Annotated in this window: 9 protein-coding genes, 4 tRNA genes, 2 rRNA genes and 1 pseudogene; 14 read left to right on the top strand and 2 right to left on the bottom strand. The window is 40.9% G+C overall.

The annotated features are described in order from the left end of the window. From K6V48_RS07640 to recG, 7 genes are all read left to right on the top strand, one after another. Positions 1-225 (top strand): 23S ribosomal RNA (locus K6V48_RS07640); the annotation flags it as partial. Positions 226-433: 208 nt separating this feature from the next. After that, positions 434-549: ribosomal RNA gene (gene rrf / locus K6V48_RS07645) — 5S ribosomal RNA — on the top strand. A 129-nt stretch (positions 550-678) separates the two neighbouring features. Then, positions 679-751 (top strand) — tRNA-Val (locus K6V48_RS07650). A 5-nt stretch (positions 752-756) separates the two neighbouring features. Further along, positions 757-827: transfer RNA gene (locus K6V48_RS07655), tRNA-Gly, on the top strand. Positions 828-868: 41 nt separating this feature from the next. Then, positions 869-942: transfer RNA gene (locus K6V48_RS07660), tRNA-Ile, on the top strand. A gap of 8 nt (positions 943-950) precedes the next feature. Next, a tRNA-Glu gene (locus K6V48_RS07665) sits at positions 951-1,022 on the top strand. A 77-nt stretch (positions 1,023-1,099) separates the two neighbouring features. Then, positions 1,100-3,112, top strand: coding sequence for an ATP-dependent DNA helicase RecG (gene recG, locus K6V48_RS07670; protein WP_404830143.1), 2,013 nt, complete (start codon positions 1,100-1,102; stop codon positions 3,110-3,112). A gap of 226 nt (positions 3,113-3,338) precedes the next feature. Here recG and K6V48_RS07675 read toward each other — a convergent pair whose 3' ends face one another. After that, positions 3,339-4,298 carry an asparaginase gene (locus tag K6V48_RS07675; RefSeq protein WP_222368870.1) on the bottom strand — a complete coding sequence of 320 codons (960 nt, stop codon included), beginning with the start codon at positions 4,296-4,298 and terminating at the stop codon, positions 3,339-3,341. A gap of 72 nt (positions 4,299-4,370) precedes the next feature. On the opposite strand from K6V48_RS07675, the pseudogene K6V48_RS11855 reads away from it, so the two are divergent. After that, positions 4,371-5,736: pseudogene (locus K6V48_RS11855) on the top strand (HAD-IIB family hydrolase). 19 nt (positions 5,737-5,755) lie between these two features. On the opposite strand, the gene K6V48_RS07690 reads toward K6V48_RS11855, so the two are convergent. Then, a complete protein-coding gene (locus tag K6V48_RS07690; RefSeq protein ID WP_222368873.1) occupies positions 5,756-6,208 on the bottom strand; it encodes a universal stress protein in 453 nt (150 codons plus the stop codon). A gap of 150 nt (positions 6,209-6,358) precedes the next feature. Here K6V48_RS07690 and K6V48_RS07695 point away from each other — a divergent pair, with 150 nt between their 5' ends. From K6V48_RS07695 to gatB, 6 genes are all read left to right on the top strand, one after another. Further along, positions 6,359-7,573, top strand: coding sequence for a pyridoxal phosphate-dependent aminotransferase (locus tag K6V48_RS07695; protein WP_024391780.1), 1,215 nt, complete (start codon positions 6,359-6,361; stop codon positions 7,571-7,573). 152 nt (positions 7,574-7,725) lie between these two features. Further along, on the top strand, positions 7,726-8,514 hold the full coding sequence (gene codY / locus K6V48_RS07700; protein ID WP_024397619.1) for a GTP-sensing pleiotropic transcriptional regulator CodY: 789 nt from the start codon (positions 7,726-7,728) through the stop codon (positions 8,512-8,514). Position 8,515: 1 nt separating this feature from the next. Further along, positions 8,516-9,067, top strand: a complete 552-nt coding sequence (locus K6V48_RS07705) for a cysteine hydrolase family protein (RefSeq protein ID WP_024391782.1) — start codon at positions 8,516-8,518, stop codon at positions 9,065-9,067. Positions 9,068-9,195: 128 nt separating this feature from the next. Beyond that, positions 9,196-9,498, top strand: a complete 303-nt coding sequence (gatC, locus tag K6V48_RS07710) for an Asp-tRNA(Asn)/Glu-tRNA(Gln) amidotransferase subunit GatC (protein ID WP_222368874.1) — start codon at positions 9,196-9,198, stop codon at positions 9,496-9,498. Further along, positions 9,498-10,964 (top strand): Asp-tRNA(Asn)/Glu-tRNA(Gln) amidotransferase subunit GatA, encoded by a 1,467-nt coding sequence (gene gatA, locus K6V48_RS07715; RefSeq protein ID WP_222368876.1) that lies wholly within the window; start codon positions 9,498-9,500, stop codon positions 10,962-10,964. The genes gatC and gatA overlap by 1 nt, the downstream gene beginning before the upstream one ends. Beyond that, positions 10,964-12,403 (top strand): Asp-tRNA(Asn)/Glu-tRNA(Gln) amidotransferase subunit GatB, encoded by a 1,440-nt coding sequence (gene gatB / locus K6V48_RS07720; protein WP_222368878.1) that lies wholly within the window; start codon positions 10,964-10,966, stop codon positions 12,401-12,403. Before gatA ends, gatB begins: the two co-directional genes overlap by 1 nt. Positions 12,404-12,414 lie beyond the last annotated feature (11 nt).

The raw sequence follows: 12,414 nt of genomic DNA on the forward strand, positions 1-12,414 counted from the left end.
CTTACCGCTGGTGTACCAGTTGTCTCGCCAGAGGCATCGCTGGGTAGCTATGTAGGGAAGGGATAAACGCTGAAAGCATCTAAGTGTGAAACCCACCTCAAGATGAGATTTCCCATAACATTAAGTTAGTAAGAGCCCTGAGAGAAGATCAGGTAGATAGGTTGGAAGTGGAAGTGTGGCGACACATGTAGCGGACCAATACTAATCGCTCGAGGACTTATCCTAGATAAGAAAAATTCAACGAAGTCAATATTGACAGCGTGGTTGTTTCTTGTTAGAATATAGATATTCAATTTTGAGTGGATAAAGTGAAGTAACGAGGGCGTTACAAAATCCGTAAGAAAATAGGACACTGACGCAGAGTCTGTAGACTCTAGGAAGTTTATCTTTTTCACTAGGATTTTAGTCCGAGTACAATTCCATTCAACAGTAGTTAAGTGACGATAGCCTAGGAGATACACCTGTACCCATGCCGAACACAGCAGTTAAGCCCTAGAACGCCTGAAGTAGTTGGGGGTTGCCCCCTGTTAGATACGGTAGTCGCTTAGCAAGATTTGGAGAGAAATCTCCATATGGGAGTTTAGCTTAGTTGAAAGTGAGAGGAATTCGAGCTTTCAAGTTGGAGATGAGGAAAACGCAGTTTTCTCCATTGCCCAGCTGAGCTAAGTCCCACCCATTGGGAGTTTAGCTCAGCTGGGAGAGCATCTGCCTTACAAGCAGAGGGTCAGCGGTTCGATCCCGTTAACTCCCATTTAAGCGGGTGTAGTTTAGTGGTAAAACTACAGCCTTCCAAGCTGTTGTCGCGAGTTCGATTCTCGTCACCCGCTTTGAACATTTCGTTCTTTTTACCAAACTTTTATAATAGTTTGGGCGCGTAGCTCAGATGGTTAGAGCGCACGCCTGATAAGCGTGAGGTCGGTGGTTCGATTCCACTCGTGCCCATTTTATATGGTCCGTTGGTCAAGGGGTTAAGACACCGCCTTTTCACGGCGGTAACACGGGTTCGAATCCCGTACGGACTATATTTTGTGAGGAGCTAATGCTCCTTTTTTTGTTTTTAAACTCGTATTTTCTTTTCTTTTGATATAATAGTTCTATGATGAAATTATCGAATAACTTATCTGTATTACCTGGCATAGGTCCAAAATCAGCTGAAAAGTTTAGTAAGCTTGGGATTGATTCAATTGAGGATGCCTTACTTTATTTCCCTTTTCGTTATGAAGATTTTGAAGTTAAATCTGTATTTGATTTGCAGGATGGGGAAAAAGCTGTTCTAAAGGGTCAGGTTGTAACTCCGGCGACGGTCCAATATTATGGGAAGCGAAATCGGTTAAGATTTTCTATTAAGCAGGGCGAAATTGTTGTTTCTGTCTCTTTTTTTAATCAATCATATTTGGCAGATAAGGTTGTTCCTGGACAAGAACTGGTCGTTTGGGGAAAATGGGATAAGGCGAAGGCTAGTTTGACTGGGCTTAAGATTTTATCACATCAAAGCGAGGACTTACAGCCAGTTTATCATGTTTCACAAGGTATTACTCAGGCCAGTATTGCGAAATTAATTCGTTCTGCTGTAGATACGGGCTATTTGGATTTGGTTTCTGAAAATATTCCAGAGATTCTATTAAGCCATTATCAATTAATGGATAGAAAACGAGCTATTTATGCTATGCATTTTCCGAATGATTTGGAAGAATATCGCCAAGCCCTCAGAAGAGTTAAATTCGAGGAATTATTATATTTCCAATTGCAGCTACAATTGTTAAAACATGAAAATCGGAATATTTCAAATGGATTAGAAATTCAGTATGTTGAGGACTCTCTTCAAAGAAAATTAGAAACCTTGCCTTTTTCACTGACAGATGCGCAAGAGAATGCTTTAAATGAAATTTTACAAGATATGAAGCATCCAGGTCATATGAATCGTTTATTACAAGGTGATGTTGGTTCTGGTAAGACGGTTGTTGCTGGTTTAGCCATGTACGCTACGGTGACTGCCGGTATGCAGGCTGCAATAATGGTTCCGACAGAAATTTTGGCAGAGCAGCATTATGAAACTCTTAGTTCTTTATTTCCTGAATGTAAAATTTCATTATTAACTGGTAGTATGAAAGCTGGAGAGAAAAGAGAGGCGTTAGAGCATATTGCTAGTGGAGATGTCCATATGATTGTTGGGACACACGCTTTAATTCAAGAAGGTGTTATTTATCACAAATTGGGATTAGTCATTACGGATGAACAACATCGTTTTGGGGTCAAACAACGGAAGTTGTTTCGTGAAAAGGGTGAAAACCCTGATGTGCTAATGATGACGGCTACTCCAATTCCTCGAACATTGGCAATCACTGCTTTTGGAGATATGGATGTTTCCATTATTGATCAATTACCAGCAGGAAGGAAACCAATTGTAACAAGATGGGTGAAGCATGCTCAATTGCCAGTTGTATTGTCGTGGCTTGAGAAGGAATTGAAAAAAGGGGCTCAGATTTACTTTATTTCACCTTTGATTGAAGAATCCGAGACGCTTGATTTAAAAAATGCCATTGATTTAAAAGTGGAGTTGGAACACCATTTTGGTTCAAAAGCATCGATTGAATTATTGCATGGAAAAATGAAAAATGATGAAAAAGAAGTAATCATGCAGGAGTTTAAGCATGGGCATGTAGACATATTAGTTTCAACTACAGTTATAGAAGTTGGTGTCAATGTACCGAATGCTACGGTAATGATCATTATGGATGCGGATCGTTTCGGGCTGAGTCAATTACACCAGTTGCGGGGTCGTGTAGGTCGTGGAGTGAAGCAATCTTACGCCATCTTGGTCGCGGATCCAAAAACAGAATCTGGTAAAGAGCGTATGGCCACAATGACCGAGACAACGGATGGTTTTGTTCTGGCAGAAGTTGATTTAAAAATGCGGGGTTCAGGTGAAATTTTCGGAACACGACAATCGGGCTTACCGGAATTTCAAGTTGCCAATATTATTGAAGATTATCCTATTTTAGAAGAGGCTAGGCGTGTGGCTCAGCGAATTGTCACGGAAGAAAATTGGCAGAACAATCCAATGTGGTTCTGTTTACTGGAAAATTTAGAACATCAATCGATATTGGATTAAATGTTTGAGGAACCTTTGGGATTATAAGTAGTGCAAATATGTTCTCTTTCTTAATCTGAAGATAATACCTTATTAATCTTTAATTACACAGCAATTGACTGAAAGTGATTTGTTGGAGCCTTACCGTTTTCATGAAGCTTACCATGGGAAATGGTTGATTATTAAGAATATCTATTTTTAGCAAAAAAACACAATAGGTGCATGAAAAAATCGTGCACCTATTGTTTTATCCTTGAATATAATCAGCTAAATCCTGCCCGTTCAAGCCAGCATTTAGGGCAATCAGTAATTTGATACGTGCTTTTTGGGAATTCAGTTCTTTTACAAATAAGACACCTAATTCTTCCAATTGTATTCCGCCACCATCGTAGGCATATACTGGTTCTGCAATACCATTGAAGCAACGTGAGACGAGCACGATAGGAAGTTGCTTATTGATAAGTTTTTTAATGGCTGAAATACTTGCTGGTGGTAGGTTTCCAGCTCCTAAGGCTTCAATTACTAAGCCAGAAATGGGGGCCTCTACAAGTGCATCCAGTAAGATAGTATCCATATCTGCGTATGATTTGATGATTGGGACAACACCGTTGATGGCCTGTAAATCAAAGCGGACACGTTTGTCGGCTGCCTTGAAAAAGAGTATTTCCCGTTTTGTCACAAGGCCCAAAGGTCCATGAGTTGGTGTTTGAAAGGTTGAAATATTTGTTGTATGTGTTTTTGTTACATACTTCGCAGCATGAATTTCATCGTTCATGACCACAAGAACACCTTTGTCAGCAGATTTTTTATCAGCAGCAACACGAAGTGCAGTTCTATAATTATAGATTCCATCGCTTCCTAATTCGTTAGAAGAGCGCATAGCACCTGTCACCACTATTGGTTTTTGTGGAATAGACATTGTGTCCAAAAAATATGCTGTTTCCTCTAGGGTATCAGTTCCATGTGTGATGACAAACCCGTCAAAATGGGAGGCTTCTTCTCTAATTTTTTTATAAATCATCATCATGTGCTCAATTTGAATATGAGGACTAGGAAGATTCAAAAAATCAACGGACACTACTTCAATGTTCTCTATTGGTGAAGTGACTTGGGTCATTGGATTAATGGGACTTGATTCGACAGCGCCGTTTTGATCTGCTTGCATGGAAATTGTTCCCCCAGTATGGAGAACGAGAATTTTTTTCATAAATTTTCCTGATTCTTTCAAAATATGCTATACTTAATTGTAACACAATTCTAATGAAAGTAGGTGGGATGGTTGACAGTGAAGGCAGTTTTTTTTGATATCGACGGAACCTTATTGACGGACCACCGAACTGTGAGTAAGTCAACTATTCTTGCCATTAACCAGTTGAAAGCAAGAGGAATCTTGGTTGGTTTGGCAACTGGTCGAGATCCGCGCTTTATCTTACAATATATGGCTAGTCTGGGACTTGATATGGCAGTTGCTTACAATGGACAATATGTTTTTACAAGAGATGAAGTGGTTTTTAGCCAGCCAATTGAAAAAGAAGACATCAATAAAATGATTGCGTATGCCGAAAAATTCCAACGTGATCTTTCATTTGGTACTGCATTAGGGGTAGTTGGTAGTGGCATTATGAGTATGGGGACTGGGAATTTTGCTTACCGAATTTCACGTATGGTCCCTGAAGTTTGTGCGGGCTTTGTAAACTTTATTTTTAACCATATTATCCGTATTGTGAGACCGCAAAATAAGGGAAGCTTCAATCATTTGATTACTCAACCCATTTATCAAATGATGCTATTAACGATGGAAAAAGAGGCGCAGCGATTAGCGGAGCATTTTCCACAATTAACTTTTACTCGTTCAAGTCCTTATGCGACGGATATTATTTGCAAGGGGAATTCAAAACTGATTGGTATCAAACGGTTAGGAGATTTTTATCATTTTTCGACCGATGAAGTGATGGTTTTTGGAGACTCAAATAATGATATTGAGATGTTGGGAGAGGTTCGGTATTCTGTTGCCATGAAAAATGGGACAAAGCAAGCAAAACAAGTGGCTTCTTATATAACTGATACGAACAATAAGGATGGTATCTATAAAGGCTTACGTCATTTTAATCTAGTAGAGGAACAAAATGTTTAAAAGTAAGGATCAATATTTTAATCGTGTAAAAGAGTTTCATCACCTGATGGATGGTCAAACTCAAGAGTTTCCAAAGGAGTATGATTTTGAGACAGCCGTTTTCAGGGCAGGGTTTAAAATTGAAGAAATTGTTGAATTTGTTCATGCTTCCTCACAGAATGAGAGTGGTTTTAGAGAAGGGATTGAGTGGCTACACTCTGAATTAGATAAGGCTGCTGCTAAGATAGAAGGAAAAAAAGAGGCAAAGGTTTCTTTGCATGATCAAGTGGATGCTTTATTGGACCTTTTGTATTTTACCTATGGTTCTTTTGTATTAATGGGAGTGGATCCAGAGCCGATTTTTCAGCTAGTCCATGAAGCTAATATGGGCAAAAGATTTCCGGATGGACGTGCTCATTTTGACCCAGTCACTCATAAAATTTTAAAGCCAAATGATTGGGAGGAGCGTTTGGCTCCCGAAAGAAAAATTGAAGAAGAGCTAAAGAGACAGATGAAAGGACTTGATCACTAAAATCAAGTCCTTTATGATTTTATAAAACTTTCTCGCCTTCTCGTACAATCAATAAGTCAATCGTTGCATGACGCATGATATACTCTGAAGAGGAACCAATGAGCAATCTTTCAAAAGCATTTAACCCAGTTGCACCAAGTAGCATTAGGTCAGCACCGGTTTCCTTTGGAATATCTACCGCCAAGAGTGTTTTTGGGTTACCAAATTCTATACGGATTTGAACATCTTCTATACCGGCATTCAGTGCTTCCTGTTTATAATCTTCTAGTAATAGTTCAGCTTCACGTTCTAAAGACTCATAGACTGTTGCATCAAAAGCAACAACGTTATGTAATGCTCGTGTATCAATGACATGGGCAATTATCAGTCGTGCTTGATTTCGTTTTGCGACGTGGATAGCCTTGTGTAGTGCTAGTTCAGCACCGGCTGAACCATCAACAGCGACTAGAATTGTTTTATAAGATTGAGACATACCAATCACTCCTTTCAAGTGGAGAACACAAATAAGCAGTGTATTCGCTTACATTTTTATTATAAGTCTTTTTTGAAAAAATGTAAAGTATTCTTGTGATTTTTTTACTTTTACAGTACAATATAAACCATAAGAAAGTCGAGGTGACTTATGAGAAAATTTGAGAAGTCAATGAAATTAGATGACGTTGCGTACGATATTCGTGGTCCAGTCTTGGAAGAGGCTATGCGGATGCGTGCTAATGGTGAGCAGATTTTACGGTTGAATACCGGAAATCCTGCTGAATTTGGTTTTACTGCGCCAGACGAGGTCATTCGTGATTTAATCCATAACGCTCGTAAATCAGAAGGTTATTCGGACAGTCGGGGTATTTTCTCAGCTCGTAAGGCGATTATGCAATACTGTCAACTCAAGAAATTTCCAAATGTTGATATTGATGATATTTATCTTGGTAATGGTGTTAGTGAGTTAATTGTCATGTCTATGCAGGGCTTGTTGGACAATGGTGATGAGGTGTTGGTACCGATGCCTGACTATCCCTTGTGGACAGCAGCGGTAAGCTTAGCTGGTGGACATGCAGTTCACTATGTTTGTGATGAGTCTGCAGACTGGTATCCTGACTTAGCGGATATGGAATCCAAGGTGACATCACGGACTAAGGCTATTGTTCTTATCAATCCTAATAATCCAACGGGTGCTTTATATCCAAAAGAAGTGTTGGAAGGAATCGTTGAGATTGCTCGGAAACATGAGCTCATTATTTTTTCTGATGAAATTTATGACCGTATGGTATTTGATGGAGCGGTTCATATTCCAATTGCGACCTTGGCACCGGATTTATTTGTTGTAACGATGAATGGTCTATCAAAATCACATCGTATCTGTGGTTTCCGTGTTGGCTGGATGGTGTTATCAGGCCCTAAACATCATGTGAAAGGGTATATCGAAGGCTTAAACATGCTGTCCAATATGCGTCTATGTTCCAACGTATTAGCCCAGCAGGTGGTGCAGACATCATTAGGTGGTGTACAATCTGTTGATAAATTGTTGACTCCAGGTGGGCGACTTTATGAACAACGTGAGTTCATTACAAGGGCGATTCAAGATATACCTGGACTGTCTGCTGTTAAACCCAAAGCAGGTCTGTATATTTTCCCTAAAATTGATCGAGAAATGTATCGAATTGATGATGACGAGCAGTTTGTTCTTGATTTTTTGAAGCAAGAAAAAGTATTGTTGGTTCATGGACGAGGTTTCAACTGGAAAGAGCCAGATCATTTCCGTATTGTTTATTTACCACGTGTTGACGAACTAGCAGAAATTCAAGAAAAAATGACACGATTCTTAGCGCAATATCGACGTTAGGAGTGAAGGAAAGTCGGGGGTTCTCCGACTTTTTTGATGTCAGAGTGAGAAATTGTCAATATTTTACCAACAATAGTAAATTTTCTGATAATTATTGAAATTTCACTCAATTTTTGCTATACTGAAAGCAATTACAGTGTAAAGAGGAATTTATGACAACATTATTAGAAAAAACACGGAACATTACATCGATTTTGAAACGTTCCGAAGAAAAACTGGCAGAAGAATTGCCTTACAATGCGATAGCGGAGCACTTGTCTGATATTATTGACTGCAATGCCTGTATTATCAATAGCGAGGGTGAAATTTTAGGTTATCACATGAACTATAAGACCAATAATGACAGGGTTGAAGAGTTCTATATCAATAAACAGTATCCCGAGGAGTACGTAAAAGCTGTCGCCCAGATCTATGATACTCAAGTCAATTTGCCAGTAGAAAGTGAATTGACGGCTATCCCTGTTGAGTCACGTTCGACGTATCCAAATGGTCTGACTACGATTGCCCCTATTCATGTGACAGGGATTCGTTTTGGCTCACTTATTATTTGGCGGAATGATCGTCAGTTTCTTGATGATGATTTGATCTTGGTTGAGATTGCTGCGACTGTGGTGGGAATTCAATTGTTGAACTTCCAAAGAGAAGAAGATGAAAAAAATATTCGTCGACGCGCTGCTGTGAATATGGCGGTTAATACACTTTCATATTCAGAGATGAAAGCTGTCGCGGCTATCTTGGGTGAGTTAAATGGCAATGAAGGTCAGTTGACGGCATCTGTTATTGCAGATCGTATCGGTATTACACGCTCTGTTATTGTGAATGCGCTACGTAAATTAGAGAGTGCAGGGATTATTGAAAGTCGTTCCTTAGGAATGAAAGGTACTTATTTGAAAGTACTGATTCCAGCAATTTTTGATGAAATAAAGAAACGTGATTACTAAGATGACAAAAGCACTGATTTCAATAGATTATACGATAGATTTTGTTGCAGATGAGGGAAAGTTAACTGCAGGTAAGCCTGCACAAGCCATCTCAGAACGGATTGCTCAGGTTACATCTGAAGCATTTGAAAATGGAGATTATATTTTCTTTGCGATTGATGGGCATGAAACAGGGGATGAGTTTCACCCTGAAAGTAAGCTCTTTCCGCCTCATAATATTATCGGTACGTCAGGTCGGGATTTGTATGGTCCTTTAGCAGACTTTTATCTGGAAAATAAGGATCATGAGCGTGTCCGTTGGATGGACAAACGGCATTATTCGGCCTTTTCTGGAACAGATTTGGATATTCGTTTGCGGGAACGTGGTGTGGATACGGTTGTTTTAACAGGTGTATTGTCTGATATCTGTGTCCTCCATACGGCTATTGATGCCTATAATAAGGGGTATCGGATTGAAGTAGTTGCATCAGCAATTGCTGCATTGACGGAGGAGAGTCATCAGTTTGCACTGAATCACCTACGTCATGTACTCGGTGCGACGGTTATTGAATAATGTTTAGGAACCAGTCTGTGGACTGGTTTTTTGCTGAATAATCTTACATACTCAGTTATTTCAACCTTTGTGGTGGGTTAGAAATATGATATAATGAGAAGATAGATTCCATTAGGAGGAAAGTTAGAATGAAGATTTCTGAAGCTGAAGTCCGTCATGTTGCCAAGCTGTCTAAGCTAGAGTTTTCGGATCAAGAAACTGCGGAATTCGCGACTACTTTGAGTAAAATTGTTGATATGGTTGAATTGCTCAATGAAGTAGATACAACAGGTGTTGCAGTAACAACAACTATGGCTGATCGTAAGAATGTGTTGCGAGCAGATGTTGCTCAACAGGGTGAGAGTCGTGAGGAACTCTTTAAAAATGTACCTGAATCTAAAGATCATTATATTAAGGTACCAGCAATTTTAGATGGGGGAGGAGATGCCTAATGACTTTTAACAATAAAACCATTGATGAATTGCATGACCTCCTTGTCAAAAAGGAGATTTCTGCAACGGAGTTAACCAAGGCAACCTTGGAAGACATTAAAAGCCGTGAGGGGGCAGTGGATGCTTTCTTGACGATTACTGAGGAAAAGGCCTTGGCGCAAGCTGTCGCCTTAGACGAAAAGGGGATTGATGCGGACAATGTTATGGCAGGGATTCCTTTGGCAGTCAAGGATAATATCTCTACTAAGGGGATTTTAACCACGGCAGCTTCAAAAATGCTCTATAACTACGAGCCGATTTTCGATGCGACATCGGTTGCTCTGGCCTATGCCAAGGATATGATTGTTGTTGGTAAGACCAACATGGATGAGTTTGCCATGGGTGGTTCTAATGAGAACTCTGCCTTCAAGCCAACGAAAAATGCTTGGGATCAAACAAAAGTTCCTGGTGGTTCTTCAGGTGGTTCAGCCGCTGCAGTTGCGTCCGGTCAAGTCCGTTTGTCATTGGGTTCCGACACTGGTGGTTCGATTCGTCAGCCAGCAGCCTTTAATGGGATTGTCGGTATGAAGCCAACTTATGGTACAGTGTCACGTTTTGGCTTGATTGCCTTTGGCTCATCACTTGATCAAATAGGCCCATTTGCACAGACTGTTAAGGAAAATGCTCAATTATTGAATGTTATTGCTGGTCATGATGTTAAGGATGCTACTTCTACTATTAATGAGATTGCAGACTTTACTAGCAAGATTGGTCAAGATATTAAAGGCATGAAAATTGCTTTGCCAAAAGAATACATGGGCGAAGGGATTGATCCACAGGTCAAGGAAACCATTCTCAAGGCTGCTAAGCACTTGGAAAGCCTGGGGGCCATTATCGAGGAAGTCAGCCTGCCACATTCTAAGTATGGGGTTGCTGTTTACTACATTATTGCATCATCAGAGGCCTCTTCTAACTTGCAACGTTTTGACGGGATCCGTTATGGTTTCCGTGCAGAAGATGCGACAAACTTGGATGAGATTTACGTGAAAACTCGTAGCCAAGGTTTCGGTGAGGAAGTCAAACGTCGTATTATGTTAGGTACATTTAGCTTGTCATCTGGTTACTACGATGCCTACTTCAAGAAGGCTGGCCAGGTGCGGACTTTGATTATCCAGGATTTTGAAAAAGTCTTTGCGGACTATGACTTGATTTTGGGTCCGACAGCTCCGACGGTTGCCTTTGGTTTGGACACGCTCAACCATGACCCTGTGGCCATGTACTTGGCGGATCTTTTGACCATTCCTGTCAACTTGGCAGGTCTTCCAGGGATTTCGATTCCTGCTGGTTTTGTAGAAGGATTGCCAGTTGGCTTGCAGTTGATTGGTCCAAAATATTCAGAAGAGACCATTTACCAAGTAGCTGCTGCCTTTGAAGCGACAACAGACTATCACAAGCAACAACCAGTGATTTTTGGAGGTGCTAATTAATGAACTTTGAAACGATTATTGGTCTAGAAGTCCATGTGGAGTTGAATACCAACTCGAAAATTTTCTCACCTTCATCTGCTCATTTTGGTGAGGATCCAAATGCTAATACCAACGTGATTGACTGGTCTTTCCCAGGTGTCCTTCCTGTCCTCAACAAGGGCGTTGTGGATGCGGGGATCAAGGCTGCCTTGGCTTTGAACATGGACATTCACAAGGAAATGCACTTTGACCGTAAGAACTATTTCTATCCTGATAATCCTAAAGCCTATCAGATTTCCCAGTTTGACGAGCCGATTGGCTACAATGGCTGGATTGAGATTGAGCTAGAAGACGGATCAACCAAGAAAATTCGTATCGAGCGTGCGCATTTAGAAGAAGATGCAGGTAAAAATACCCACGGTACAGATGGTTACTCTTATGTGGACCTCAACCGTCAAGGAGTGCCGTTGATTGAGATTGTGTCAGAAGCAGATATGCGTTCCCCTGAGGAGGCCTATGCTTACTTGACCGCCCTTAAAGAAATCATTCAGTACACTGGTATTTCAGATGTGAAGATGGAAGAGGGCTCTATGCGCGTGGATGCTAACATTTCCCTTCGCCCCTATGGTCAAGAAAAATTTGGTACCAAGACTGAGTTGAAAAACCTCAACTCCTTCAACTATGTTCGCAAGGGCTTGCAACACGAAGTAGAACGTCAGGCGAAAATCTTGCGTTCAGGTGGTCAAATCCAGCAGGAAACTCGCCGTTACGATGAATCTACTGGGGAAACTATTCTCATGCGTGTCAAGGAAGGGTCAGCTGACTACCGTTACTTCCCTGAGCCAGACCTGCCACTCTATGAGATTGATGATAGCTGGATTGAGGAAGTTCGTGCAGAATTGCCAGTCTTTCCAAAGGCTCGCCGTGCCAACTATGTGGAAAACTTGGGCTTGACTACCTACGATGCTGGTCAGTTGACGTCTACCAAGGCTCTGTCTGATTTCTTTGAAGCAGCAGTGGTAGCAGGTGGCGATGCTAAACAAGTTTCTAACTGGTTGCAGGGTGAAGTGGCTCAGTTCCTCAATGCTGAAGGTAAGACTATTGAGCAAATCGCCTTAACACCTGAAAACTTGGTCGAGATGATTGCCTTGATTGCGGATGGTACTATTTCATCTAAGATTGCCAAGAAAGTCTTTGTTCACTTGGCGAAAGAAGGTGGCTCTGCTAAGGCTTACGTTGAGAAAGCTGGCCTGGTACAGATTTCAGACCCAGCGGTCCTCATTCCGATTATCCACCAAGTCTTTGCGGATAACGAAGCAGCCGTAGCTGACTTCAAGTCTGGCAAACGCAATGCTGATAAGGCCTTTACAGGCTTCTTGATGAAGGCAACCAAGGGACAAGCTAATCCCCAAGTTGCTCAACAACTCTTGGCTCAGGAATTGGCTAAGTTGTTGGATTAAATTAGATACAA

The sequence above is a fragment of the Streptococcus suis genome (assembly GCF_019794555.1).
Classification (GTDB): domain Bacteria; phylum Bacillota; class Bacilli; order Lactobacillales; family Streptococcaceae; genus Streptococcus; species Streptococcus suis_AB.

Bases quoted from the DNA above. Each gene is read 5' to 3' on its own strand.
- K6V48_RS07675 (WP_222368870.1), bottom strand. From the start codon at position 4,298: ATGAAAAAAATTCTCGTTCTCCATACTGGGGGAACAATTTCCATGCAA.
- recG (WP_404830143.1), top strand. From the start codon at position 1,100: ATGAAATTATCGAATAACTTATCTGTATTACCTGGCATAGGTCCAAAA.
- gatB (WP_222368878.1), top strand. From the start codon at position 10,964: ATGAACTTTGAAACGATTATTGGTCTAGAAGTCCATGTGGAGTTGAAT.
- gatC (WP_222368874.1), top strand. From the start codon at position 9,196: ATGAAGATTTCTGAAGCTGAAGTCCGTCATGTTGCCAAGCTGTCTAAG.
- gatA (WP_222368876.1), top strand. From the start codon at position 9,498: ATGACTTTTAACAATAAAACCATTGATGAATTGCATGACCTCCTTGTC.
- K6V48_RS07690 (WP_222368873.1), bottom strand. From the start codon at position 6,208: ATGTCTCAATCTTATAAAACAATTCTAGTCGCTGTTGATGGTTCAGCC.
- K6V48_RS07695 (WP_024391780.1), top strand. From the start codon at position 6,359: ATGAGAAAATTTGAGAAGTCAATGAAATTAGATGACGTTGCGTACGAT.
- K6V48_RS07705 (WP_024391782.1), top strand. From the start codon at position 8,516: ATGACAAAAGCACTGATTTCAATAGATTATACGATAGATTTTGTTGCA.
- codY (WP_024397619.1), top strand. From the start codon at position 7,726: ATGACAACATTATTAGAAAAAACACGGAACATTACATCGATTTTGAAA.